At 48.1% G+C, this 25,668-nt stretch carries 21 protein-coding genes; 9 read left to right on the forward strand and 12 right to left on the reverse strand.

Translation table 11 applies throughout. The annotated features are described in order from the left end of the window. The first annotated feature begins 13 nt into the window (after positions 1-13). Entirely contained in the window at positions 14-1,273 is a 1,260-nt protein-coding gene (locus B160_RS0127750; RefSeq protein ID WP_018631245.1) for an aminotransferase class I/II-fold pyridoxal phosphate-dependent enzyme, read from the forward strand. A gap of 768 nt (positions 1,274-2,041) precedes the next feature. On the opposite strand, the gene B160_RS0127770 is transcribed toward B160_RS0127750, so the two are convergent. After that, entirely contained in the window at positions 2,042-2,437 is a 396-nt protein-coding gene (locus B160_RS0127770) for a hypothetical protein (protein ID WP_018631248.1), read from the reverse strand. A 681-nt stretch (positions 2,438-3,118) separates the two neighbouring features. On the opposite strand from B160_RS0127770, the gene B160_RS30960 reads away from it, so the two are divergent. From B160_RS30960 to B160_RS0127805, 5 genes are all read left to right on the forward strand, one after another. After that, positions 3,119-3,946, forward strand: a complete 828-nt coding sequence (locus tag B160_RS30960) for a M23 family metallopeptidase (protein ID WP_018631250.1) — start codon at positions 3,119-3,121, stop codon at positions 3,944-3,946. A 4-nt stretch (positions 3,947-3,950) separates the two neighbouring features. Continuing rightward, entirely contained in the window at positions 3,951-4,385 is a 435-nt protein-coding gene (locus B160_RS0127785; protein WP_018631251.1) for a bactofilin family protein, read from the forward strand. Between the two features lie 220 nt (positions 4,386-4,605). Further along, positions 4,606-5,835: a PQQ-dependent sugar dehydrogenase gene (locus tag B160_RS0127790; protein WP_018631252.1), complete on the forward strand. Its 1,230-nt coding sequence runs from the start codon at positions 4,606-4,608 to the stop codon at positions 5,833-5,835. Between the two features lie 139 nt (positions 5,836-5,974). Beyond that, positions 5,975-6,952, forward strand: a complete 978-nt coding sequence (locus B160_RS0127800; RefSeq protein ID WP_018631253.1) for a hypothetical protein — start codon at positions 5,975-5,977, stop codon at positions 6,950-6,952. 544 nt (positions 6,953-7,496) lie between these two features. Continuing rightward, on the forward strand, positions 7,497-7,733 hold the full coding sequence (locus B160_RS0127805) for a hypothetical protein (protein ID WP_157558265.1): 237 nt from the start codon (positions 7,497-7,499) through the stop codon (positions 7,731-7,733). Positions 7,734-7,900: 167 nt separating this feature from the next. On the opposite strand, the gene B160_RS30965 is transcribed toward B160_RS0127805, so the two are convergent. The 3 genes from B160_RS30965 to B160_RS0127840 form a co-directional block, all read right to left on the reverse strand. Then, entirely contained in the window at positions 7,901-9,139 is a 1,239-nt protein-coding gene (locus B160_RS30965) for a glycine-rich domain-containing protein (protein ID WP_026310074.1), read from the reverse strand. Positions 9,140-9,674: 535 nt separating this feature from the next. After that, positions 9,675-11,099, reverse strand: a complete 1,425-nt coding sequence (locus B160_RS30970; protein ID WP_018631257.1) for a hypothetical protein — start codon at positions 11,097-11,099, stop codon at positions 9,675-9,677. 1,266 nt (positions 11,100-12,365) lie between these two features. Further along, complete coding sequence (locus B160_RS0127840; RefSeq protein WP_018631260.1) at positions 12,366-12,866, reverse strand: hypothetical protein; 501 nt, start codon at positions 12,864-12,866, stop codon at positions 12,366-12,368. A gap of 43 nt (positions 12,867-12,909) precedes the next feature. Between B160_RS0127840 and B160_RS0127845 the strand changes: the two genes are divergently transcribed. Further along, positions 12,910-13,248 (forward strand): YbjQ family protein, encoded by a 339-nt coding sequence (locus B160_RS0127845; protein ID WP_018631261.1) that lies wholly within the window; start codon positions 12,910-12,912, stop codon positions 13,246-13,248. Between the two features lie 330 nt (positions 13,249-13,578). Then, positions 13,579-14,151: a UbiX family flavin prenyltransferase gene (locus B160_RS0127850; protein ID WP_018631262.1), complete on the forward strand. Its 573-nt coding sequence runs from the start codon at positions 13,579-13,581 to the stop codon at positions 14,149-14,151. Positions 14,152-14,526: 375 nt separating this feature from the next. Here the strand turns inward: B160_RS0127850 and B160_RS0127855 are convergent, their stop codons facing one another. The 4 genes from B160_RS0127855 to B160_RS0127870 form a co-directional block, all read right to left on the reverse strand. Next, complete coding sequence (locus B160_RS0127855) at positions 14,527-14,979, reverse strand: protein-disulfide reductase DsbD domain-containing protein (RefSeq protein WP_083927767.1); 453 nt, start codon at positions 14,977-14,979, stop codon at positions 14,527-14,529. Between the two features lie 90 nt (positions 14,980-15,069). Further along, positions 15,070-15,783 carry a phosphoribosylformylglycinamidine synthase subunit PurQ gene (gene purQ / locus B160_RS0127860; protein ID WP_018631264.1) on the reverse strand — a complete coding sequence of 238 codons (714 nt, stop codon included), beginning with the start codon at positions 15,781-15,783 and terminating at the stop codon, positions 15,070-15,072. Positions 15,784-15,979: 196 nt separating this feature from the next. Beyond that, positions 15,980-16,942, reverse strand: a complete 963-nt coding sequence (locus B160_RS0127865; protein ID WP_245562294.1) for a hypothetical protein — start codon at positions 16,940-16,942, stop codon at positions 15,980-15,982. A 91-nt stretch (positions 16,943-17,033) separates the two neighbouring features. After that, positions 17,034-18,608 carry a hypothetical protein gene (locus B160_RS0127870; protein WP_018631266.1) on the reverse strand — a complete coding sequence of 525 codons (1,575 nt, stop codon included), beginning with the start codon at positions 18,606-18,608 and terminating at the stop codon, positions 17,034-17,036. A 179-nt stretch (positions 18,609-18,787) separates the two neighbouring features. Here B160_RS0127870 and B160_RS0127875 point away from each other — a divergent pair, with 179 nt between their 5' ends. Further along, the gene (locus tag B160_RS0127875) at positions 18,788-20,767 is read left to right on the forward strand and encodes a KUP/HAK/KT family potassium transporter (protein ID WP_026310075.1); all 1,980 of its coding nucleotides are present in this window, start codon (positions 18,788-18,790) and stop codon (positions 20,765-20,767) included. 294 nt (positions 20,768-21,061) lie between these two features. On the opposite strand, the gene B160_RS0127880 is transcribed toward B160_RS0127875, so the two are convergent. From B160_RS0127880 to B160_RS0127895, 4 genes are all read right to left on the reverse strand, one after another. Then, positions 21,062-22,000, reverse strand: coding sequence for a hydrogen peroxide-inducible genes activator (locus tag B160_RS0127880; protein ID WP_018631268.1), 939 nt, complete (start codon positions 21,998-22,000; stop codon positions 21,062-21,064). A gap of 208 nt (positions 22,001-22,208) precedes the next feature. Next, positions 22,209-23,120: a S66 peptidase family protein gene (locus B160_RS0127885; RefSeq protein ID WP_018631269.1), complete on the reverse strand. Its 912-nt coding sequence runs from the start codon at positions 23,118-23,120 to the stop codon at positions 22,209-22,211. A gap of 11 nt (positions 23,121-23,131) precedes the next feature. After that, positions 23,132-24,160, reverse strand: a complete 1,029-nt coding sequence (locus B160_RS0127890; RefSeq protein ID WP_018631270.1) for a S66 peptidase family protein — start codon at positions 24,158-24,160, stop codon at positions 23,132-23,134. Between the two features lie 256 nt (positions 24,161-24,416). Next, positions 24,417-25,649: a dicarboxylate/amino acid:cation symporter gene (locus B160_RS0127895; RefSeq protein WP_018631271.1), complete on the reverse strand. Its 1,233-nt coding sequence runs from the start codon at positions 25,647-25,649 to the stop codon at positions 24,417-24,419. Positions 25,650-25,668 lie beyond the last annotated feature (19 nt).

Genomic DNA, 25,668 nt, shown 5'->3' on the forward strand with positions numbered 1-25,668 from the left:
ATCGAATCATTATATGGCAGACATTTTTGAGCGGCTATTAAAAAATTACGGACCCATTGGTCAACACCGGGAGAGAGCCCACGGTTATTTTGCATTTCCGAAACTTGAAGGAGCCATCGGCAGTGTGATGAAGTTCCGGGGAAATGATGTGATCGTTTGGAGCCTGAACAATTACCTGGGGCTGGCCAATCACCCGGAAATAAGAAAGGCCGATGCTGATGGCGCCGCTCAATATGGACTTGCACTGCCCATGGGCGCCCGGATGATGAGCGGCAACTCCAACCTGCATGAGCAACTGGAAGCCGAGCTGGCCGCCTTTGTAAGTAAGGAAGATGCTGTTTTGCTGAATTTCGGCTACCAGGGCATGGTGAGCATCATCGATGTTCTTTGCAGCCGGCATGATGTGATCGTTTATGATGCGGAAAGCCATGCCTGTATCATCGACGGGCTAAGGCTGCACCCAGGGCACCGTTTTGTTTTTAAGCACAACAATATTGAAGACTTTGAAAAACAAATGGAACGCGCCACTGCGCTGGTCGAAAAACAAAAATCAGGCGGGATCCTTGTGATCACCGAAGGCGTTTTTGGTATGGCTGGTGATCAGGGCAAGCTAAAAGAAATTACCGCCCTGAAGCAAAAATACAGCTTCCGGTTATTGGTAGACGATGCACACGGATTTGGAACCCTGGGCAAAACAGGCGCCGGTGCCGGGGAAGAGCAAGGGGTTCAGGACCTGATCGATATTTATTTTTCAACTTTTGCAAAATCAATGGCTTCCATCGGGGCCTTTGTTGCCGGCGACCGTAAGATCATTGATTATATCCGCTACAATATCCGCAGCCAGATCTTTGCCAAAAGCCTGCCTATGCCTTTGGTAGTAGGCAACCTCAAGCGACTGGAACTTCTGCGTACAAGACCCGAGTTAAAAGAAAAACTCTGGGACGTGGCATTAAAATTACAGAACGGCTTAAAAGAAAGGGGATTTGATATCGGTACTACAGACTCGGTAGTAACACCGATCTACATGAAAGGGGGCGTCGAAGAGGCTACCGCTATGGTAATGGATCTGCGGGAAAACTACCGCATTTTCTGCTCCATTGTAGTATATCCCGTCATACCTAAAGGTCATATCATCTATCGGCTGATACCAACCGCCAGCCACACAGACGCTGACATTGAAGCCACTTTAGAGGCTTTCTCCGCCGTAAAGGAAAAATTAGATATCGGGGCCTATAAAACAAACGCCATCCCGGATATGGCAGAACGGTCATAAAGAGACTTTTTTAAAAAAGGAGTCTGCAATCAACGTCTTTGCCGGGTTTGCCCTTTGCGGTGCAAACGCAACGAGGTAATGACCTTAGAAGCTGTTCACATATAGTTTCTTGAATTGCCGGCAGGGCAGAGAACCGGTAGAAAGGCGTTTTAGTCGCCCCTTTTTTAATTAGCAGGGGAAGGGGCCGTGAATATTCAAAACCACTAAGAAACTGTTTAAAAACAACATTTTGATGCTCCCTATAAGCGCCATCCGGCGCGTTGTTGTCATTAAAGCCGCGCTTTAGCACGGCTTTAATGAAGCCGTAATTTCATAAGTGCCATCGGCACGGATCATCATGCCCCGAGCCCATGGCTCTCTGTTGCTCTTTGGGACGTATAAACGGGTTGAAACCCGTTCTTGCCGGATCTTTCGAGGCCATGCCTCTTTTGCTAAAATGATCGTTGAACCCCTTTTTTACAGATGGCCGGCTACAGCGATTGCCTAAGTAGAGACGATAAAAAGCTGGTACCTTTTAATGGTTATACGGATTCTCCCGGATCGTTTTTAAACAGCTTCTAAGAGATTAAGAAACACAAGGAGCTTAATGTCTTAGTGGTTTTTTGATAAAAATGCATATTGCAACTGTTTTTCAGGGTCAGGATAATGGGAAAACCGGCCAGACGGGTTTTTATGGCCATTTGCATTCCTCCTTTTTTCCGGGGACCGCATATACAAAAGGCTGCCCTTACGGACAGCCTCTGCATTCTTATACCGATTACTTACTGGTTATTTCACTTCATCTACTACAACAACTTCAACGGTCTTCGCTTTTCTGCTTACATTATATACTTTAACGTTGTTGTTCTTAACGTCGCTTACTTCAAAAGTCAGCCTTACGCTTGCCGGCAACGGAGTATCGAACTGGTAGTTACGTACGATCTTGGAACCTGAAACAGTTTCTCTGTAGAGCAACTCACCGGCTTCATCTTTGATGGCAACGGCATAGGTTCCTTTGTTCAGATTGTTTAAACGCAGCTGGTAAATAGGCAGCTCCGTAGTAGCATTGTTGATGTACTTTAATTCAACGGGATTGTCAACATTGTCATTTGCAATAGCGGTAGTTGCAGAAACAGTAGTGGCAAAAATTGCCGCGATAACGATTGATAATACTTTTGATTTCATGGTAATTTGTTTTATGATTTTTAATTAAGGTTTGTTCTTTTTATTTAATATAAATGTTCGTTGTTGTGATGGTATTGGAAAACAACACCCCCAACTTATATGCTGCACTGGCAGCCCTGGTTAATAAAGTTTTCATTTTTACGTCTCCTTTTGTTTTCTTTTTACAATATTTTTTATCATCGGTCCACATCGCCGGGCGGCAAACAAAAACGAGACAAGCGAATCATGGTTGCTGAGCTCAAATCTGGTGACCCTGTATCTGCACCATTTTTAAATTGATAACACAAAGCTACGGGCTGTAAAACGCGGAATAAAACCAATATTTGAAGGTCCACAGGGTGGTTAGCCACAGGTTACTCAATACAAATAATTACAAACCAATTAATTACAAAAATCCCCGCCATGATATCCAAAGAAAAATAAAGATCCGGAATCTACGGTGGCCAATGGCTGCATAGCATCTTTCCTCCCGTTACAAACGGTTCTTTTATACAGCAAACCGGAATGCGCCGTTCACAGAGGTGTATAATATTTTCCAGATTTTCTGAAGACAAGAGCCCGGGCGGTCAGCCGTGTGTTGCACCTGCCACCTGAGAAATAAAAATGTTTTGCCTCTCATAGATTGTTTTTTCCTCATACGACGGATTTACTGTATCTTACGGCGCCGAAACATATTAAACCATGCTCAAGCATAAGACCTCTGTTCTCTTTGTTAATAATTCTGGCAAAGAAAAAAAAGCGATCCAGGTTCCAACCGCACTGCTCTTATCATGGCGGAAATATCTGATTGGTTTTATTGCGGTCATACTGCTTTTGTGCGCTACCATCTGTTTTATCATTTTTAAAAAAACAAGCAACTTTTATTCTGTTTTCTATAAAACCCGGCTGGAACACGCCAATCGCATCAAGAATGAGATCAATGTAGAAAAAGTAAAAGCATCGTTTAAATCGATCGATCAGCAAATGAAGCAGATCAATCATCTTCTTGGAGAAAGGGGGCTATCCAAACTTGCCCTGGAAAACGCAGGCGGGCCGGAAGAATTTGACATTACGGACATAAACGAGGTCGCTTCTTTTTACGAGAACGAGCTGCATAAAGCAGCAGATGTGATCCGGGAAACGCCCATCGGAAGACCACATTTCGGAGAACAGACATCCGGCTTCGGACACCGCTACAACCCTTTTGGAAGCGGGTCGGTCGAAAGTCATAGCGGCCTCGACTTCCGGGGTACGATCGGGGAAACCGTAAAAACAACTGCCGACGGTGTGGTTGCGTTCGCGGGAGTAAAGGGTGGTTACGGGAATTGTGTGATCGTACAACACAAAAACGGGTTCCAGACACTCTACGGGCACCTGTCCAAAATCAGTGTAAAACCTCATCAAAAAATAAACTCCGGAGACAAGATCGGGGAAGTGGGCAGCACCGGAAGAAGTACCGGCCCCCACTTACATTACGAGATACTGATAAACGGAGTACGGACAGACCCCTCCCGCTTTACAAAACTATAAAGCCATGTTTAATAAGAATACCCCCAAAGACAAAAAAACGAATTTGGATAACATCACCATCAATACCGTGATCGACGAAGGCATGCTGATAACCGGAAATATTTCCGGTGAGGGGGCCATAAGGATCGATGGAAAAGTTGAAGGCAATATCGATCTCAAAGAAGGCATTATCCTGGGCGAAAAGTCGGAAGTTACCGGCTCGGTAAAGAGCAATATCATTGTTGTTCACGGAAAGCTGTACGGGAACCTGAACTGCCGCTACCTCTACATCAAAAGCACCGGCCTGATTGACGGGGATATTGAAGTGGGCGCCTTTGAGGTAGAACTGGGAGGCAAATACAATGGAACACTTAAAATGCAGGATCACGAAGCGCAAAGCAACGGAACACCCAAATCTAAAAAAGCAGTCTTGGAGGGAGAAGCCCTGCTGTCCAAGTAGACAATATACCCGCCTGAATTCCATATAAAAGTTACCCGGAATTTTTCATATGCCGCAATCCGGATCATTGCCATCCGCTTTTCGTTTCCGGACGCCAACAAAACACGGAGCATTGGCCGGGGTGCCCGGTCTTTACCCTGCCAAAAATAAAATGACGCCTATCTATCCGTTCTTTACCCAAACGCCCTAATTTTAGTTTCCACTTTTATAAAACGATTTTATGCATACCGGAACCAGGATCTTTTTCTCAATGCTGGCCCTGCTCATTTGCCCGTTTGCCCGGGCCGGCAATAACAATCATTCAATGGGCCGCGATCGCATAGATACATTGCCATCTGTCGAAAAAAAGGCGCCCAACAGCAGTTACAGGCCGGCATTTAGCGGACAAACACGGGTAAGAGGCGCAAAGACCGCCGCCAATTATACCGTAGAAAAAATTGCAGAAAAAATAGGCGCGCCCTTTGCTATCGTGGCCATGCCGGACGGCCGGCTAATGGTTACCGTAAAAGCCGGGTATATGGAAATACGCGACCGGAACGGAGCCCTGGTAAAAAAAATTACGGGGTTTCCGGCTGTTGACCTGGTTGGCCAGGGTGGGCTGCTGGATGTTGCCTTCGATCCCCATTATGCCCGGAACCGGATGATCTACTGGACTTATTCAGAAAAACAGCCCCGGGGAAACCTGACCGCTGTAGCCAAAGGAAAGCTGAACGAAGCTGCGGGCCGGGTAGAAAATGTGTCGGTGATCTTCCGCGCAACCCCTGCTTTAAGAAGCAACCTGCACTTCGGTTCCAGGATCGTTTTTGACCGGTCTGGAAATTTGCTGGTAGCGGTAGGTGAACGATCGATTTTGGAAGGCCGGGCCCAGGCGCAGCAACTGCAATCAGGTTTGGGAAAGATATTCCGGATCACCACCAGTGGCAAACCGGCCGCCGGCAATCCCTTTCTTAACAAAGCAGGCATACAGCCGGAAATTTACAGCTACGGGCACCGCAACCCCCAGGGGCTGGATATCCACCCTGCAACAGGGGAGCTTTGGGAAGCGGAGTTCGGGCCCCGGGGCGGTGATGAGATCAATATCGTACGGGCGGGAAAAAACTATGGCTGGCCCGTGATCACCTATGGCATCGAGTACAATGGCTCAAAAGTTGGGGATGCCCTGCAGCAAAAGAAAGGAATGATACAGCCCGTCTATTACTGGGACCCGGTAATATCCCCCAGCGGGATATGCTTCTACAGGGGCAACGCCATACCGGAATGGAAAAACAATTTGTTTGTAGCTGCGCTGAGCGGTCAGCATATCGACCGCCTGATCATCAGGAACAATAAGGTTACGGGAGAAGAGCGATTGCTTACGGACAAAGGGGAGCGCTTCCGGGACCTGGCCTGTCTGAACGGCATGCTTTATACCATTACCGACAGGGGAACGATCTACCGCATCCGCCGGTAGTGTTCAATAAAGCAGCAGCCGTTGAAGTTAATGGCCGGGCTGCAGGCACAGACCGCCAACGGGTGCCGGAACAAAATCTCCGAAATTTTTAAATTTTCACAGCGGTAAAAAACGCTACTTTCGCAGCCTGGTGAAAGCAATGAACAGGAACAACGAAACATTGGATACAGGCAGCAACTGTATTGAAGTGCAATATTTTTTTGAAGAGGAATCCCATTTGATGGACGCGCTGGTCCAGAACAAATGCGAATACGAATTGTTGGCACTCATCCGGGAAGTGGCTTCCCGTTTAAGACTCCGTGTAATTATTGAAACGGCGCCATCTGCAGAAAAAGGCTTCAGACGATGCTTTAAGGTGGTGCTGAAAAAAGAACATAAAGCCGCAACAGCAGCAGTTTCCGTTGCCACTGTTGCGCTGGTGGCTGTTATTACTGCTCCGCTGTCGGCATCCGCGGGCGACGCAGCGCGGAACCTGATCGGGCAATTACTGGAAGCCCCTGAATTCAGCAACACCGGCAATAAAAGACTGCAGCTGCAGGTAGAAAAATTACGATTGCAGATGATGGCCGGTTGCGAACATCTGGACACCAGCAATATCATCAAAAAACGGCGATCAAACTTCTTTGAATTGCTGAACCGCTATCCCAGGATCAGCCGGGTCCGCTTTGCCGCTCTTGACGTACAGCAGGCAGGGATAACGCAGGAAAAGGATGTGCCCCGGCAGGACTTCGGCGCCTTTGTGCTCACCACAAATGTACTGGAGCCGGAGGAGGTCGACGATATCGATATTGAGATCATTTCTCCGGTATTGAAAAAGAGCAATTACAAATGGACCGGCATGTACCAGGGGCGCCCACGCTCTTTTACCATGCAGTCCCGGGAGTTCAAAAAACTGGTGCAGTCCGGAAAAGTACAGTTTAAGAATGGAACCTCCATCAACTGCCAGCTTACCATTCATAAAAAAATGAACAATGAAGGTACTGAACGCATCACCGGTATCACCATAGACCGGGTAAATCATTATTTTGAAAACGACAAGCCCGTTGAAACCGTCGAAGGCAAAAGGCAGAAAAAACAGCCGGAACCGGAAATCACACAGTTAGCCTTGTTCATGTGATCCGCCGTCGGTTGCCCGGGATCCGGTAAACAGGGTGTTCCTAAAAAATAAAAGGCCGGCCGGGAATGATTTTTCAGAAAGACCGGGAACATCTTAACCACGCGGGTAATAAAGATCGCCGGCAACGTTTCAATATGCTTTTGAATACACTCCAATACCGGAAATATTGTTGCACTCTCAGGATTTATATGGAATAAATGACCGCTGAACGGGGGCCTTCCGAATCTCGTAAAAAAAGCAGTTAGTCCTGGCAGACCAACCAGGTTCAAAGATACATATAAATACATTCTATTTATAATATATCTTCCTGTTGTTTTGTCACTATTTTTAGTGACAATGGGCATGATTAAGAGGGCGGTTCATCTCCCTTACCGGTATTTACGGCCGGTACAATTACACGGCCGCTTTACCGGCGCTTATATGAAAAAAAAGCATATTTGTGTGCTTTTTTGACTTCTGTAAATTTGCAGCTGAAATGGTGATCGTCTGTGTCCGCTTATGGCACACAAACGTTTTTTATCAGCCAATTCCGATCCATACCCTTATGACATTGACTCAATTTCTGGCTTGTGATGAGCTGGACCAGCTAAGCGCGCTTTGGAAGGCAGAACTTATTGAAGAGAAGAATGACGATACGTTCACTTACTCTTTATATAAATTAGATGATTTCTATGTGCGGGTAAAAGTATTCACAAAGGACAAGTCCATTTGTAGTTTCGAATGCATTAAAGATCCCGGTGATCATCCTGCACAGGCATTGCATGTAAAGACCGTTACGTAAACGAGCATCAGGCAGGAAAACAAACAGACCTGTCAGGTTTTAAAAACCTGACAGGTCTGTAACCCTCCGCGGTCAAAAAAGGAGGCAGCCACCGGTTCATAAAAGGGCTGCCCTTTCAGACAGCCCTTCGTCATCCTGGTTTTTACTGCACTCTTTTAGCGGCAGGCCTATTGATTTCTGACAACCGCAACGATTTTAGAATAGTTGCTATGCCCGTTCGTATCCACCTGCTCAATACGTATATAGCCTTTCCGGTCACTTTCGTCGGTAATGATCTCAGCACTGTTCTTGCTGCAGGAAACCGCGCCAAATCCGATAAGCACATAGCCCAATACCGCCGCCATAAACATTTTACGGTTTCTCCGGGCGCCGCCAAAACCCAGGGCCGCCGCTGCCAGTACGGAAAGCCCCAGCAATACCGTGTTGCCGTTTTTATCAATGCGCACCGAATAAGTCGTAGTACCTGTAAATGCCGCGCCTGCATGTTTGGATTTTATGGTAGCGATGGTTTGGAAATCTTTTCCATCTTCAGACGCCTGTATATTAAAATGATCGTTGTTGGCCTCGTCCTCTGTAGTAAAACTCACCAGCAGGTCATCCCCCCCGGTGGTGGCCGTAATGGGCCCAAACTGTACAGGGAGCACCTGCAGTATGGTTATCTCTACCCTGCCATCACCGCCAATGCCGCCTGACCTGCTATTCCCGGAGTTCGTCCGGAAACCGCCGCCGCCACCTCCTCCGGGAGCAATACCAGGCCCGGCATTGATGGTGCTATTAGCGCCGTCGCCGCCGTTACCACCACCATTCCCACTGCCTTGGGTCTGGTTCAGACCATTGCCGCCATCACCCCCTACACCTGCGGCGCCGCCGCCACCGCCGCCATAACCCCCATTACCGTTATCGCCATCAGCTCCGTTGCCTCCTCCATTGGTTACAATACTGGTTGCACCCCAAAAGATCCAGCCGGCCGTTGGCGCTGCATTACCACCGCTTCCCCCCTGGGTCTGATCGAGAAAGCTGCTTGCGTTGCCGCCATTGGCTCTAATAGCATAAAGGATTGGCACTATCTCAAAATAAGAGTCATCGCCGCCGGTATTCGCGCCGCCACCATTACCTACGTAGACGTCATAGGTACCCTCTTCCAGCGTAACGGTTACCTGGGAATAAGCACCGCCACCACCGCCGCCACCGGCGTTATTACCGCCCGAAGAACGGGTTCTGCCACCGGCGCCGGCACCCCATACTTTGATAATTGCCAGTTGGGATTGACCCGACGGCACGGTATAGGAATGGCCTCCCGGAGTGGAAAAAATAGTTGTTTGTGCAGATACCGTAGAAAGCAATACTAATAAAGCGCCAACAAGAACGAACCGGATATTCATCCTGTTGCAGAACAATGATTTCATTTTGTGCAGTTTTAAGAATTAAGTAAATCTGTAGTTGGTGTGGTAAAGCAAAAGTTGAATTCAAAAAATTCCGGCACACTTAGGGGGCATCAGAAATAGTTTGAGTGGCTGCATCAATGACCATACAACAAGATCACACTTGAAAGACGACCTGCCTTACAAAATGGAATCATTCCGGTATGTTCAGTATATTGGAGTTTCAGAGGAGCACGGGATCCGAAGTGGATCGCCAAGGTTAGTTTAAAGGAAGTACCAGTTGCTTGCTTTCTTAGAGTACCGACGCTGACAAAAGTACATCATCAGCCCTCCCCTGTCAATACCCCTGGTGGGGTATTTTGAGCCGTACTCCTGAAACACCATCAAAAAAGCCGCTTCCTTTGGGGGAAGCAGCTTTAAATGAGCGGCCGGCTAAAGGCTTACATCTACCGCCAACAAAACGCAGGTTCATTTACAAGGCCGTGCAGGAGGCTCAGCACCGGTTCATAAAGGGCTGTCTTTTCAGACAGCCCGTCGTCATCCCGGTTTTTACTGCACCTTAATCATTAACAACCTTTATTACTTTTGAATAACTCACCCCACCATCCTGGGTGTGTTGCGCAACGCGTATGTACGCAATTGAATCCTTTTTTGCCTCCATTGTACTACCGTCTTTAAGGCAGGCCCCGGCAGCTACTACAATGACCACCAATGCCAGTGCTCTCAACCATCTGGATCTTACCAGCGTGAGGAGGAACAGTCCGCCCAACCCGATCGCAGCCAGCGACACCGGTACATTCAATGCCAAACTATAATCGATCGGCAGGTCCGAATTCCCATTCACCGCTTTTGAGTTCAGCTTGCCAATGACCGTCCAGTTCTGTCCGTCTTCGGAGCCTTCCACTATAAATTCTTTATTGTTCTTCTCGGTCAATGTTCTCCAGTTTACAACCAGCTTGCCGCTCTTTTTACTCACACTGATGTTTTCAAATGCGGAGGGAAGCGGTATGCAGGCATTGACAATGGGTGTTACCAGCGCTGTCGTTATCGGAGTCGGCGCTCCTCCCCCGTTAGAGATCTGCATATCCCTCAGCACTATGTAAAGCACTTTATCATGGTAGGGATTGCTGTTCGAATAGGGTGCGGGGTAAATAGCCGGCATTGTAAGGGAGCTGAAATTCATGGGAGAATTGCTACCCTGGGTAACGTTATAAGTGGTCGCGCCTGTGTAGATCTTCTGATCCGTTCCCAGATCAAGCTGTGTATTGCCGTTTGTTTCGATGTACACATCAAACTGGAAAGAAATAGTGCTTCCAAGCCCGTTCACGGCTACGGCAAAATTCAGAATATTTGTGGTACCACAATCGATGGTGCCGGTAACAGTAGGATCGTTTGCGGTAATGGTAATACCAGCAGTAGCGCACTGAACGGTTTTTCCGTTATTGGACTGACTGGACCAGGAATCTCCTTTAAAAACCGGAGGGTTGCCGGCGTCACAGGCCCCGGGAATCAGGATCTCGATATTCTTAAATGTAAACCGGTAAACAGTTCCGCTGATCAATGTTTTTGTATATGTTAACCCATCTGCGGCATCCAGTACTTTAATGCTCGGATCGGAATCGGGCGGATAGGTCGGAGACAATACCGGGTTTCCTGTATTGGTATTGTCAAGCGCAATGGTAAACAACGCATTTGCCAAATCACTCGCAGTAGGTGCGGAGCTGGGATTGGGGTAAGTTAAATTCGGATAGTCCGCAAGTTTCCATAAATGAATATACGTCCACTTATTCCCCGAATTGATGTCAATATCCACAGAAAGGTCAATGACCGATTTGCAGTATTGTACATTGTTAATCGTAACTGTTTGTGTGCTGAGTAATTGAACCAGGGGGCTGGTAAATGTACAAGCCGCAGCATATACTTTTTTATGCGTACATAAGAGGGAAAGAACAATAGTCGTTAAAATTAAAAACCGAGTTTTCATTTGTGCAGTTTTAAGAATTAAAAAATAGAAGAATTACCAGTGAATGACAGCTGGCGGAGAGGGCATACGGATTCAAAAAATTCAGATACACAACGGGTATCGCAATAGTTTTGAGTGGCGGGCCACAGCACTTGTTTGCAGGTGGTACAACCGGGTAGTAAAGTTCCACACCCAGCAACAATAGCCGGTAGCCTGTATGGTCGGGTTTCATAGCATAGCGCAACATCCGCAACGGATGTAATCTATTGGCTTACGAGGGTATAGGGTAATAACGGACCAGGCCAGAGGCCTAAAAACACATCAGGGTCGTATACAACCGAACACCTTCAGCGTTCCTGAAAAAGGGGAAATATTTCTGCGCCATAACGAACCGGTTCCTGCACAGGCATCCGTTTTCATAAACAATCTAAAAATAGCCTGCGGTTCCGGGATCAGCACTTCATGTATCCAGCGGGCACAGGCGTTTTTATTTTCTGCCGGTACCGCTTACGAAACAGTTGTTTTACTTGCAAGTTGCTGTTTGGTATCCTTTCACACCCAAAGTTAATCATATATAAATGTGCCGTTATTCGAAATTCGATGAACCCTGTGTATGGTTCGGCAGAGACCACTTCCCCATCGCCCGGCACCCTCATAGCAAGGCCCCCGTGTAAAGAATTACCGGAGGCCTGATCTTGCATTATAAAACTATCTTCTGTGTTCTTTTCAGTTACCCGGTATCGGCTACAGGAGGAGCATTGCTTCTTTCTTTTGAATCAGCTTCCAGTACCGGTCAGACCTGATGCCCCTCCATCAGTATCCTCCTGTTCCCGGCAGGGGCAGCTGACCGGCCAGATGAGCAGGCGGGTAACATCAGCCCCGGTTAAAAACATACCTGGAAAATTGTCGGAACGGAGCTCCGCGCTTTGCCCCGCTGTTCTACGAAGTCTTTACCATCGTTGAATGCTTCCGCTTCAAAATGACCATTGCTTTGTAAATGCAGTAATGTTTACAAGTGTTGGTCTTTCAACATTCCTGATGGCAGATTTTAACAGTTAGCCGGTATAAAAAATCCCGTCCGGCGTCAACAGCGTTTCAAAATTAGGTTTGCGAAAAATGTAACGATTTGAAATTCGATGAACACTGTTCTTTATTCGGCAGGCAGGTTCAATGAACCGTTAACGCATCGGTAGCAGTGTACCGGTTCTCCATGTGGCGGATCCGGTGTTTCAAAAACAGAAGATCCGGGGCAGCCGGGCAGAACAGGCAGTGCTTTTCTACAGATCCTTAATCCAAAACAACAACGATCTGTACCGGGCCTCTTACCTCTCCTTCGGCCATATTGTTCCGGGCAACGATCAGGGTATAAGTTCCCTTCCTGTTTGTTTTATACTCCATGGCGGCGCCAAACGGCCCGTCGGTCTTGCCGTCCGGCATCTCGATCTGACTGATCCGTATATTGCGTTCCCGGCCTTCCGGCTTTAGTTGCGCCGTCAAATGCCGGGTGTTGGTCACGGGTATTTGAATATGCACCTGCTGGTAGTCCTTCCGGATCTCTGTGGAAAGGGTGTCTGTATTTCTTTTAACCGTCAGCGCAATTACAGAATCCTTCTGGTCCGCAGGCGCCGGTATGGGATCGGCTATGTTGCCGTTATGAGGTAACGGGCTCTGCCCGTGCCCGCTCAGGTTGCTGTCGCGATCCTGTTGCAATGGCCGGGAATGATCCGGGTTGTGGCAGGCATATGCCAATCCGGAAAGCAGGACGATGTATAGAGGGAGTCTCCGCATGATGCATAAAATTTTGTAGGTTTACAAAAATATCAAATCTGTTATGAACAAGAAATTTATACTTTCCACCACCGCGACCCTTAGCTTAAAAAATGCGGAGATTGTAGAATATTGTGGCATTGTATCAGGGGAAACCGTTATCGGCGCCAATATTGTCCGGGACTTTTTTGCAGGGATCCGAGACATCGTTGGTGGCCGTTCCGGCTCCTATGAAGAAGTGCTGCGTGAAGCAAAAGACACAGCCATCCGGGAAATGCAGGAATACGCGGTCCAACTGGGAGCAAACGGAGTGATTGGTGTGGACCTGGACTATGAGACCATCGGGCAAAGCATGCTGATGGTTACTGCCAGTGGTACCGCGGTGAAAATTGAAGGGATCTGACCCCGGCCATTGCGGCAGACCGGATGATGGTCAGGCAACAGCAATGAACAAACGGTCGTTACAAATTGATTAAAAAATATTGAAAACCAGGCAACCGTAAAACTGCCATCATCGTCTTATTCCCGATTGAATAAAAAAAATCCCCAACATTGTTACACGTTGGGGACCTTCATCAAAAACCATTAACCATTAAACCTTATCCTATGAAAATTCAATTTCAAATTTATAAACTATTTCCTATATTTCAAAAGTAATATTTTGAAGTAAGGGAAATTTTCACATTTTATTATCAATTTATTTCCTGCCAAACCCCTAATAATCTAAAAATCAATGCAAAAAAAAGTTGTAGTGGCCATTACCGGTGCAAGCGGCTCTATTTACCCTGCGCGGCTGCTATCAAAGCTTTTACAAATACAGAACCAGTGGAGTGCAATTGGCGTGGTGGTAACCAACAATGCAAAAGAAGTATGGCAGGTAGAAACGGGCACAACCTTTAAGCCGGAACCTGCTTTTTCCTACTATTCCACTACCGATTTCAATGCCCCTTTTGCTTCCGGCAGTGGCCGTTTTGACACCATGATCATCATTCCTTGCTCCATGGGAGTGCTGGGCCGCATTGCTGCGGGCATTTCCAACGACCTGATCACACGTGCGGCAGATGTGGTCTTAAAGGAACGGCGCAAATTGATCTGCGTTGTCCGCGAAACGCCTTACAGCTTGGTGCATATAAAGAATATGGAGGCGCTCACCCTGGCAGGCGGCATCATTTGCCCCGCTACCCCTTCTTATTACAGCAAGCCTCAAACAATTGAAGCCGTTGCCGATACGGTGGTGGACCGGGTGCTGGATCTGGCGGGTTTTGACATTGCCTCCTACCGCTGGGGCCAGGAGCCGGACTCCTAAGCGGCCACGTGTCCCATCTGGCGGAGGCCATGCGTGGGTAGCGCCTCATAGCTGTATGCTTTTTCAAGAAAATTTCTGGCAAAAACCTTGCAGCGACGGGTTAGCGGTTAACAGGAGAATGGGTTAGCAGACGTTCCTTCCCTGCTCCCCGCGCGCTTCGCGGTTCATTTCCCCGCAAGGATCGCAAGGGTTTTACAATTTATTTTCCCTGCGTTCTTTCGAGATCAATTTGCGTTTCAGCAACCATGATAGTATGCTCCCTCAACAAGATAGGACCACATCTTTTTTACGGTCTTTATAGCGTTATACAGAATGGTCCCCAAATAAAAAAGCCATCCTGTTAAAGATGGCTTGTTCCTATCTGTTGATCCCTGCTTATCCCAAAGGCACATTAAAAGGCACTTTTTTTGGAGGCAGGCATTGTTTATCGTCGCAGGTCTGGTATTCCACGGTTCCCGACAGGGAGGTTTTTGCCGGAGCCTTCAACGTTACCTTCTGAACAAAAGTAACGGTGTTCGCATATTGATGGGCGGTGGAATTGGTGGTGGCGTCATGAAATTTTTCCATTTTTCCCAGTTCCTTTACATTGCCGGCCCTTACGATCAGCGGGTTGTTGGTAAAGTCTACCTTTGTAGGATAGGCAATAGCACCCTTAGGCTGGGTTTGGGAATAAAGATGCCAGCCGCTTTTCAGGGTAGCCACCATCTTCACTTCATATACTTTTGCGCTTATTTTTTTTGCGGAGAACTTCCAGCTTGCAGGATCAGCCTGCGCTTTCACACTGCCAAACGCCAGTACGGTCAATAATCCCAATAGAATACGTTTCATTGCTGTCGATTTTAATTTTACAAATGCAAAGGTATCACCTGATTCCTTTACAAAAACATAAAATGAATTGTTTAACGAATGACGTTAAAATTAAGAGACCAGTTGTCTGGCCATTAAAAGGGAGGTAAGGATCTTCTTACCATCTTCGTTGCCCAAAACGGCACTGCAGGCCCGCTCGGGGTGCGGCATCATGCCAAACACATTCCTTTGCGCATTGCTGATACCGGCAATATTGTCAATGGCTCCGTTGGGATTGCTTTCAGGTGTTTCCTTCCCTGTGGCATCGCAGTACCGGAAAAGGATCTGTCCGTTGGCCTTTAATGCTTCCAGGGTTGCAGGGTCTGCATAAAACCGTCCTTCCCCATGAGCAACGGGTATTTTATACACTCCCTGGAACCGACCGGCGTCTTCCTTCAGCTGCTCTTTATAAGAACCCTCGGCCTTTATAAAAATATTCTTGCAAATGTATTGCTGGCGTTCATTACGCAACAGCGCGCCCGGCAGCAGGCCCGATTCGCAGAGGATCTGAAACCCGTTGCATACCCCATATACTTTTCCTCCGTCGTTTGCAAATGCAATCACCTGTTTCATAATGGGGCTGAAGCGGGCAATAGCGCCGCACCGCAGATAATCACCATAAGAAAAACCGCCTGGTAAAACGATGCAGTCCTCCGTGGTAAATGCACTGATATCTTCACTTTTGTGCCAAAGCGGAACTACTTCCTGGTTCAGATCATATTGTAAAGCGTCCAACATATCCCGGTCGCAATTGGATCCGGGGAATACAACTACTCCAAATTTCATGCGTATTATTGATTTATGGTTCAACCAAGGTGCAAAGATAACCAAAGCCGGGGGATTTTGAGGACGAGAATCCAGATTTGAGCGCTGAGATCTGAGAGCAGGGCCCGGCTATCAGCGTTCTGGGGCCGGACATCCGTTACCGGAACATCAAACCTGAAAATGTCAAACCCCAAACAAAAAACCTCACCCCTCCCGTTTACCGGTACCCCGCAATTTCGATCATTATGATATACCCCACTGTTAACCAAAAAGCGATCAGCGGGTAAAGCCGCACTTCACTGTTCTGATAACCAAAACCATGCACTGCTGCGCAAGGAGCCAGGATCAGCACCCAATTTGTAAAAGCCGGGCCCGGATTCACAAACGCGATCGCTACTGATACCACAAAATAAAGCAGGAACAATATCCACCCCTTACGCACCTGGATCAGCATTTTTGAAGAAAGTGCATTGATCGAATAAATGCCCGCCAGCAATGGCAGGATCGTGAGGAACAGGGCTCCGGCGAACCAAAGCTGCTGCTTTTTCAGGCTGATCCCTACAGAAAATGGCTCCAGGAGGGTATATACGGTTGCCCATTGATCCGTTAAAAACAGATAAATCAGGTAAAAATAATAGGGCGTCAGAAATCCAAACACCAGCAATAACCATTCGTTCACCCGGAACGGCCTCAGCATGGCCAATGCCAGGAAGCCCCAAACAAGAAAAAATACCGCGGGTTGAAAAAACATGGTAGCGCCACCCAGCACCAGGCCGCAATTAAAGATAAGGGCCCTGGCGTCGGGATGACTATGTGCCCTGAAAATAAAGATAAATGCCAGCAGGAACAGGAAGGAAACAATCAGCGGAGCCGATAGATAATTAAACTCAGGAATAAAAGAGGAGACCAGCATTAACGCCATGCCCGGCAGATAATTCGCCCGGTTCACCAGTCGCTGGTTGTTGATAAAATTGGTAAGGAGGTACGCCTGCCAGAACAAAAGAAGAAAGGCAGCAATGGCAAAAAAAGAAGGGAACACCGATGTTACAGGCTCCAGGAACCGGAGCAACCGGTCGTAAAGAAACCCATCCTGTGGGCGGGCCACCAAATGCCTGTTGCTTTGCGCAGCGGGCAGCAGCAGCCAGGGCAATTTCAGCAACAGCCCCAGCATGAAAATCATAATAAGATTTCCCGGGTTCTTTTGTTTAAAAACTCCAATCACAACAGTCAGTCATATTTGAAACAAGTTCCGGTCCGTTTATGTAGCCGGCTTAGAAGTTAACCTTCGCAAAAGAGATGTTCTTTTTATATAAATAGGGAATGATCATGCTGCCGGGGCCCACTTGCTTTCCATACCGGGGCATAAAATCTACATACTTATCCTTCGCTTCTATTGGCTCCGTCTCGGTCATCTGCCCGTCTTCGGTAATGATCACATCATCGAGGTCGGAGATCTTGCCGGAGTGGTTCAGCACAAAATGCATCTCGCTGCCGTTCAGCAATACCTGATAGGAAATGGTACCATCCGTCCGGTCTTCCGATTGATGCTTAAAAATGATGTTTTCCGTAGTCCGGTTCCCTTCCCTGTCAAATGAGAACACACCGATATTGCCGGCATGGTATTGCTCGGATCCGTACCCATATCCGGTTCCCCACCAGTAGCTCCTGTAAAAGAACGGGGAATAATAATAGTAGGGCGACCAGTATCCCCCGCCCCAGGGACCCCATCCCCCCCAGCCTCCGTAAAAGCCATAGGGGCTATAAAAACCATAAGGGCCGCCCCAATAATTCCACCGGTCCCACATTCCGCCGGCATTGGTGGTATAAAGTGCTTCCGCACCTATGGAGAAGCCGCCGTTCTGGTGAATGATGATGCTGTTTATGAACAGGTCGTTAAATGCTGTTTTGCTTCCTCTTTTACCACCTACTTTTTTTCTCAGGTCATCATTAAAGGGAGTAATGGTTTCAAATAATTTCTCCTTTTCGTCCAGGCTCAGCGCATAATTGTAAATACCGGCAATATTCCCTCTTTTTTGTTTGGCATAAAAGGAGCTCATCAAATAGCGGTTATTTTCTTCATCCACTTTGAGCTTGATATCATCCAGGAACAGATCGCTTACGGAGAGCGGATATTCTTTATAGATATCGCTGTTCTCGGGTTTTACAATAAGTGAGGCATCCTGTATGTTTCCGCTATTGAGACGGTTGTATTTTATAAATGCAAAATCCCCGTTGTTGGCCAGGCTGTACCCATTGAGGAAATGGCCTCCTTTATCCATGGAAACGGTATAACGGCTTTCTTTGATCAGGTTGAGCTCGCCGTCGTATAGCCGGGTTTTAAAAACATGATGGGCCGGATCTTTTTTATTGATCTTGAACAACAGGATCTTGTTGCCATCACTGCTTTTTACCGAGCTGTTGATCTTCCGGTCTGCCTTATAGGCTATGATCGTTGTGTCCAGCGTCACCGGCTCGCCGAGGATCTTTCCGTTGGCCTCGATCCTCACTGCATTACAGAAGACCGTGTTTCCCTTTTGAAACTGGTAAAGCAGGAAGGCGTAGTTATGGAACGGATAAAAGGTCAGATCCAGCAGGTCTCCCTTTTTGGGAAGCATGGTAACCGGAACCGATTCCAGCAATTGCATGTTCTCATTAAAAACATTGATCTGGTGATTTCCCTTTACCTCTTTATAGATAAGATAGTTATTGGCCAGTTTCCCTATGATTTCAAAATTCATCCGTTGCACGTCGGCCTTATTTACATCGGCGTACACAATACTTTGTGCGTTTGCAACGTTAATAAGGCTGAAACTAAGTAGTAACAGACTAAAAATCAACTTTTTCATAACTCTTTTAAATATTCGATCATAAAGTTACAGCTTTCTTTTCATACCCTGTCAGCTTTTAACAAAGCCTGTTACCAGGGGAAAAATATAGTGAAAGGCGGTAATAAAATAAGTTTTTTCTTTATTAATCTTTGTTTAAACTTTGCTGCTTAATTGCAGAATAAAAGGACTCATACCAAGTGAAAGCTTCGACAAACAAAATGACGGCCGCCGGCCTGCTGGTTGCGTTGGGAATTATTTATGGGGACATTGGCACTTCCCCGCTGTATGTGTTTAACGCGATCATCGGGAACCGGGAGGTGAACGAGCTGCTTGTAATCGGGTCCCTGTCCTGCATCATCTGGACCCTGACGCTGCAAACCACCATCAAATACGTGGTGCTCATTTTAAGGGCCGACAACCGGGGGGAGGGCGGTACGTTCGCCCTGTTTGCCCTGGTCCGGCGGCGACGAAAATGGCTGGTCCTACCCGCCATGATCGGCGGCGCGGCAATGATCGCCGACGGGATCATCACCCCCCCAATGACCATAACCTCCGCCGTTGAAGGGTTATCCATCCTGCCTTCGCTCCGGCATATGTCTACCAACACTGTTGTTCTTATTGTTCTCTGTATCCTGTGCGCGTTCTTCTTCCTGCAGCAATTCGGAACGGCTTCCATCGGTAAAATATTCGGCCCCGTAATGTTCCTCTGGTTCACCATGCTGGCCATTTTTGGTATTATCCATCTTTTTGACGACGTTTCTATATTCCGGGCGCTCAGTCCGCACTATGCCATTGACTTCCTGATCCGGTACCCGCACGGGTTCTGGCTGCTGGGGGCAGTATTCCTATGTACCACGGGAGCCGAGGCGCTCTATAGCGACCTGGGGCACTGCGGCCGGGAAAACATCCGCGTTTCCTGGATGTATGTAAAACTTTGCCTTCTGCTGAACTATTTTGGGCAGGGGGCTTATTTGCTGTCGCACCATAGCGGGCTTACCGTTACCGAGTCGGTTAAAAAAACACTGGGCATTAATGCCTTTTTCAACCTGATGCCCGAATGGTTTATCGTACCGGGGGTGATCATTGCCACTACCGCTGCCATCATTGCCAGCCAGGCGATGGTTTCCGGCGCCTATACCCTTATCAGCGAAGCGATGCGTTTGAACCTCTGGCCCAAGGTAAAAATAAGATACCCATCCGAGGCAAAAGGCCAGTTGTTTATCCCTGCCATCAACACGCTGATGTTTGTGGGCTGCGTAGGGGTGGTCCTTTATTTTCAGCAATCCTCGCGTATGGAGGCTGCTTACGGGCTGGCCATTATTGTAACGATGCTGACCACTACCATTCTTTTTGCCAATTACCTTGTGCTCAAACGGGTTAAGCCGCTTTGGGTATATGTATTTATTTCCTGCTATCTCATCATCGAAATCGCATACCTCATAGCCCTGCTGGCAAAGTTTGTGCACGGCGGGTATATTACCGTCATGATCGGTGGCCTGATGTTCCTCGTAATGTATGTCTGGTTCCGCGCCCGCAAGATCAAGAACCGTTATGTGGAATTTGTTCGTATGGAACATTATATTCCGAAAATGCAGGAGCTCAGTGCGGACCGCTCTATTGCAAAATACGCCACACACCTGATCTATCTTACCAGTGCCGACAACCCCCGGGAGATCGAGCACAAGATCATTTACTCCATCCTGAATAAAAAGCCCAAGCGGGCCGATATCTACTGGTTTGTACACGTGGATACCCTGGATGATCCATATACCGCGGAGTACAAAGTAGAGCATATCATTCCCAACGACATCATCCGTATCGACTTCCGGCTGGGTTTCCGCATACAACCCCGGATCAATATCATGTTCAAAAAAGTCGTGGAAGACCTTGTGGTCAACAACGAGGTAAACATCATCAGCCGCTACGAAAGCCTGGCCAGCAGCAACACGGTCGGGGATTTCCAGTTTATGGTGATGGAAAAATACCTTAGCCCGGATAATGATCTGCCATTTATGGAAAAGATCACTATGAAACTGCATTTCCTCATCAAACAGATCAGCCTTTCCGAGGAGAAAGGTTTCGGGCTGGATCTCTCCAATGTGACCGTAGAAAAGTTCCCGCTGATCGTGGCGCCGCTTACCAGCGTAAAGCTGAACCGGATCCAGGATCCCGAGTAATTTGTTTCAGGTTTCAGGTTTCAGCTCCGGTTCTGTGTTCAATGATCCATTGACTATTCACTATTGACTATTCACTGTTCCAGGCGTGCGCGCCGTGGCGGGTTGGATTTTCGTTTCTGCCTAGTGTGGGACGCTCAATTTCCAGCTCTTATGACCTTTACAGGAGTAAGACTATTGAGCAACAACATCTTTACTTTTACATTTAAAGTTTTTTATTCAATATTTGACATTCCACGAAGGGGAAAGGAACGGCATCTTCATTCCCACATTTTCAAATTCTCCAAGGCCAATGCCTCACCCGATCGGGATCACATTGGGAGAAGGTTTTTTCTTCAACTGCTCGGGCACCGCCAGCAGGATCTCTTCCCGGAGGGCCTTTACCAGTTTTTCTTTCAGGAAATGACGGTGCACTGCAAGACTTACTTCGCGCACGGGTACGGGTTTTTTAAAATGCCGGATCAGTTGCTGCTGGCTTCTGGGCATCTGGAGGGTCAGCAACTCCGGCACAATGGTAACACCGTCGCTGATCTCTACCATCCGTTTCAGCGTTTCCAGGCTCCCGGCTTCATACTCCAGTCCGGAATGTTCTTTGCTTTGTTTTTGCAGTTCGCAGATGGAAAGGATCTGCGACCGGAAGCAGTGCCCTTCCTCCAGCAGCCAGAGCTTGCTGGTATCAATGTCCTTCGGCAGGATATACTGCTTCTCAAATGCCCGGTTCTTACGGGAGGTGAATACCATCAGCTCCTCATAAAATAAAACATGCTCCGTAATGCCTCCTTCGTCCAGGGGCGTTACCAGGATGCCGGCGTCGATCTTTTCTTCCTTTAAATATTCCACGATCTGCTCCGTTTTCAGCTCATGGATGATCAATTTTATTTCCGGGTACTTTTTTATAAACGCCGGTACAAAAACGGGAAGCAGGTAGGGCGCCAGTGTGGGAATGATCCCGATGCGCAATTGACCGGAAATCTTTCCCCGCTGATCTTCAATATAGCGGTTCAGTTCATTGCGGGCATGCAAAACGCGCCGGGCATGCTCCAGGATGCCTTGCCCTACAGACGTAGGCACTACCGGTAATTTGCTGCGGTCAAAGACCTTCACCCCCAGTTCTTCCTCCAGTTTCTGTATCTGCATGCTCAATGTGGGCTGGGTGATGTAGCAGGCGTCTGCGGCCTTTATAAAATTCCGGTGCACATCTACCGCAATAATGTATTCCAGCTGCTGTAAGGTCATAATTATCGTATTTATCGATAAAAATATGAAATTTATTGATTCTATCGATAATATTTAAACCCCAGAAAGGCGAAAGGGGGGGTGATTTTCTACACTGTGCAGCAGCGCAGGTAAGACCCAAACGCTACGAATGCACCAGGATACCCGGTCATGCAAAGCGGGTTCCTGCTTCGTATTGCTTTGCGTCGCACGGTTTTGTGGCCCCGGCCTATCTTTCTTCCAGCAATACTTTTTTATCAACAGTAAGCCGGTAATTACCACCTACTTTTAATGCATAATTTTCTTTGTCATGGCTCACCGGAAAATCAAAACAAACCGGGTAATCGTATTCTTTCACCCGATCCCAAAGCAGGTCTTTAATGTCTTCTCCAAAAGGACGCGTGGTGTCCTGCAGGTCGGTAAATCTGCCAATGATCAGCCCTGCGAGCTGGCTTAATTTCCCGCTGCGTTTCATCTGGCACCACATGCGGTCGATATTGTATTTCTGTTCCCCGATGTCTTCCACAAACAGGATCTTGCCTTTTGGCTGCATATCGGACCTTGTGCCGATGGCATTCACCAGCAGCGACAGGTTCCCTCCCACCAACGGTCCCTCTGCCGTACCCCGCCGGTTGTAGCGGGTCCGGAGTACCGTGTAACAGGCCTTTTCCCCGCCCAGGGCCTGGCGCAGTGACCGTACATACCGGTTCTTATAGCCGTTATCGTTAAATGCCGCGGCCATAGGAGCATGCAGCCCGGCAATGCCGAAATTGCGGTACACATGATTGTGGAAGATCGTAATATCGCTGTAGCCGATCACCCACTTGGGGCGGCGGCGGAATTTCTTAAAACTGATCCGGTCAATAATGCGGCCGGTACCATACCCGCCGCGGCCGCAAAGCACCGCCTGTATCCCGTCGTCATCCAGCATCCGCTGCAGATCTTGCAGGCGTTCTTCATCCGTTCCTGAAAAATAATTGTCCGAAGCTCCCCCCAGGGTATCCCCGGTCCTGACGTTAAAACCCCACTGTTTCAATACGCGTATGCATTCCGCAGCCTTAGCTGCATCCATATATCCCGCCGGGCACACAATGCCGACGGTATCGCCTTTTTTTAGTGAGGGAGGTAATTGTACCCGCATCCTGTTTTTATTTATATACTGGTTAATGTGGCTCCGTCCGTACCAACGGCCAGCCGGTGCTTCATACCGCAGCGCAACGCATAATTGTTGACCTGGTGGCCTACGGGAAAATCGAAACAAACCGGGTAGCTATGGTCTTTTATCTTTTCCAGGACGATGTCATAAATATTTTTCCCAAATTGCTCATCTACGGGGTCCTGCTTGATCTTCATTCCACCAACGATGAGCCCGGCCAGTCCGGATAATTTGCCGGTTCTTTTCAGGTTCCAGAACATGCGGTCGATACTGTATAAATACTCCCCCGTATCTTCCACAAAGAGGATCTTTCCCCGGGTATCGATGTCCGATGCAGAACCCGCCAGGCTCTCCAGGGTTTTCAGGTTTCCGCCCACCAATATCCCGGTTGCGTTTCCGGGCCGGTTCAGTTTATTAAAAGCCTCGGCAGTATAGCTCATCGGTTGCCCGGTGAGCGCTTTCCGTATCGATTCGATCGTATCTTTTTGCAGGGGATCCGCGGTGTCCCAGACATCCGGAAAGCTGTTGCACATTTTGGAATGAATAGAAGCAATCCCAAAATTCCTGCTGATATGCGCATGCAATACGGTAATATCGCTGAATCCGATGAGCCATTTGGGATCTGTTTTAAACCGGCTCCAGTTCAGCTCGTCCACGATCCGCACCGATCCGTAACCGCCACGGGCACACATGATGGCCTTCACATCCGGGTCATCCAGCATTTTTTGAAGATCATCCCTTCGCTCGGCATCTGTTCCGCCAAAGGTAAAATCGCGCTTCCCGATGGTATAGCCCACGCGTATCTTAAACCCCCATTGCTGCATCAGGGTGGCCGCAGGGATGATGCCTTCACGCAATATAAAGCCGGCGGGCGATGTAATCCCGATCATATCACCGGGTTTCAGGTAGGGTGGAATGGTTTCTTTAATATCTGCTCCGGGCAGACGGGCATTGACCACCGCCGCAGGGACACCTGTTGCTGCCAGCAGAGCCAGTGATGATTGTACAAAGGTCTTACGGTTCATATCCGCTAAGATAGGACCGGGAATTTAAATACTAAAATTCAAATGACAAGAAACAAATTCTAAACACCACCAGAAAATCAGGTTCAGCGGATAGCCAAAAAGTATTGTGTTCGCTGCGCGAAATGAGCCTTGAGTATCCAGCCAAAGCCAACGTTACGCATTAAACTTCAAACCTGAAACAACAACCAGCATCGAGCGTTCAAGACGGCCCCCAACCTCAAACGTGAAACGTTAAATGCGTCCGGATCCCGGAACGTTAAATCCTGAACTTAGCCCCCGTGATCCTTGTCACTACCATTGCGGCTACGGTATTGCCGGTTGCATTGAGGACGGTAGCCAGGGGATCCACAAGTGTGCCAATGATCATGACCGCCGGTACTGCTTCTTTTGGCAGATTATAGGCGGAGATCATGAGCAGCTCGCCAATGTATCCGCCATTCGGGATGCCGCCCTCTACCATACTGCACAACACGGTGATCCCCAATGCCAGCAAGAGATTATGGGCATCAAAAAAATTCCAGCCCAGCATTTGAAACACCACATAAATCTTTACAATAGCCGAAATTGATGAACCATTCTTGTGCAACGTGGTGCCCACCGGGATCACCACATTGGCGATGGACGACGGAATACCGATACGGTCTGCTGCAACCAGGTTCGCCGGTATGGTGGCCAGGCTGCTGCAGGTGCTTACCGCAGTAAGTGATGGAACAATATTGTTTTTCCAGAAAAGGCGTACGCCTTTACGGCCATTGGCAGCAAAAGCATACAGGGTAAAAAAGATAAAAAAATACAGGATACCGGTTCCGTAGTACAAAGCCATCGGTTTTGCATAAAAACCAAACAACTGCGGCCCAAGGTCAGCCGCCTGGTAGGCAATATAGGCGCCCAGCCCCACGGGCGCGCCCTTCATAATCAGCAGCAGCAGGCTCTTCATTACTTCATTGGCTGCTACCAAAAAATCATAAAAAGGCTTTGCCACCGGCCCTGACCTACGGACGGCCGTACCCAGCAACAGGGAAAATACCAGCAGCGCCAGCATGTTTTGCCGTGACAGCAACTGGTAAAACTCGCCCACCGTAAAAAAAGAAACCAGCCGCTCACCCCAGGTCTTATGATCGCCTTCAGAAAGCGTTGCCAGGCCATTCCCTGCTGCCAGGGGCGTTGCCGTTGGAAACAGGCCTGCCATTACAATGGTGAAAAGCGCCGCCAGCAAAACAAAGACTAAAAAGGTCATTGCCATCGCCGCCAGCACACGCCCGAGTTTGTTCTTTTGCTCAATGGCGGCTACCGCTACAGCAATGGCAAAAAAAACCAACGGTACCACCGTAACAAAAAGCAGGTTCAGAAATACATCTCCCAGCGGTTTCAGCACCACCACGGACCGGGGAAAGAAAACGCCGATGATTCCTCCCGCCAGCATGCCGGCCAGCAGTAAAATGATGCCGGAATAGCTGCCCCACAATTGTTGCCTGGAAAGTTTTGCCATATATGCGGATCTGTGTTTA

It is taken from the genome of Niabella aurantiaca DSM 17617 (assembly GCF_000374125.1).
GTDB lineage: Bacteria > Bacteroidota > Bacteroidia > Chitinophagales > Chitinophagaceae > Niabella > Niabella aurantiaca.

Bases quoted from the DNA above. Each gene is read 5' to 3' on its own strand.
- B160_RS0127750 (WP_018631245.1), top strand. From the start codon at position 14: ATGGCAGACATTTTTGAGCGGCTATTAAAAAATTACGGACCCATTGGT.
- B160_RS0127770 (WP_018631248.1), bottom strand. From the start codon at position 2,437: ATGAAATCAAAAGTATTATCAATCGTTATCGCGGCAATTTTTGCCACT.
- B160_RS30960 (WP_018631250.1), top strand. From the start codon at position 3,119: ATGCTCAAGCATAAGACCTCTGTTCTCTTTGTTAATAATTCTGGCAAA.
- B160_RS0127785 (WP_018631251.1), top strand. From the start codon at position 3,951: ATGTTTAATAAGAATACCCCCAAAGACAAAAAAACGAATTTGGATAAC.
- B160_RS0127790 (WP_018631252.1), top strand. From the start codon at position 4,606: ATGCATACCGGAACCAGGATCTTTTTCTCAATGCTGGCCCTGCTCATT.
- B160_RS0127800 (WP_018631253.1), top strand. From the start codon at position 5,975: ATGAACAGGAACAACGAAACATTGGATACAGGCAGCAACTGTATTGAA.
- B160_RS0127805 (WP_157558265.1), top strand. From the start codon at position 7,497: ATGACATTGACTCAATTTCTGGCTTGTGATGAGCTGGACCAGCTAAGC.
- B160_RS30965 (WP_026310074.1), bottom strand. From the start codon at position 9,139: ATGAAATCATTGTTCTGCAACAGGATGAATATCCGGTTCGTTCTTGTT.
- B160_RS30970 (WP_018631257.1), bottom strand. From the start codon at position 11,099: ATGAAAACTCGGTTTTTAATTTTAACGACTATTGTTCTTTCCCTCTTA.
- B160_RS0127840 (WP_018631260.1), bottom strand. From the start codon at position 12,866: ATGCGGAGACTCCCTCTATACATCGTCCTGCTTTCCGGATTGGCATAT.
- B160_RS0127845 (WP_018631261.1), top strand. From the start codon at position 12,910: ATGAACAAGAAATTTATACTTTCCACCACCGCGACCCTTAGCTTAAAA.
- B160_RS0127850 (WP_018631262.1), top strand. From the start codon at position 13,579: ATGCAAAAAAAAGTTGTAGTGGCCATTACCGGTGCAAGCGGCTCTATT.
- B160_RS0127855 (WP_083927767.1), bottom strand. From the start codon at position 14,979: ATGAAACGTATTCTATTGGGATTATTGACCGTACTGGCGTTTGGCAGT.
- purQ (WP_018631264.1), bottom strand. From the start codon at position 15,783: ATGAAATTTGGAGTAGTTGTATTCCCCGGATCCAATTGCGACCGGGAT.
- B160_RS0127865 (WP_245562294.1), bottom strand. From the start codon at position 16,942: ATGATTTTCATGCTGGGGCTGTTGCTGAAATTGCCCTGGCTGCTGCTG.
- B160_RS0127870 (WP_018631266.1), bottom strand. From the start codon at position 18,608: ATGAAAAAGTTGATTTTTAGTCTGTTACTACTTAGTTTCAGCCTTATT.
- B160_RS0127880 (WP_018631268.1), bottom strand. From the start codon at position 22,000: ATGACCTTACAGCAGCTGGAATACATTATTGCGGTAGATGTGCACCGG.
- B160_RS0127885 (WP_018631269.1), bottom strand. From the start codon at position 23,120: ATGCGGGTACAATTACCTCCCTCACTAAAAAAAGGCGATACCGTCGGC.
- B160_RS0127890 (WP_018631270.1), bottom strand. From the start codon at position 24,160: ATGAACCGTAAGACCTTTGTACAATCATCACTGGCTCTGCTGGCAGCA.
- B160_RS0127895 (WP_018631271.1), bottom strand. From the start codon at position 25,649: ATGGCAAAACTTTCCAGGCAACAATTGTGGGGCAGCTATTCCGGCATC.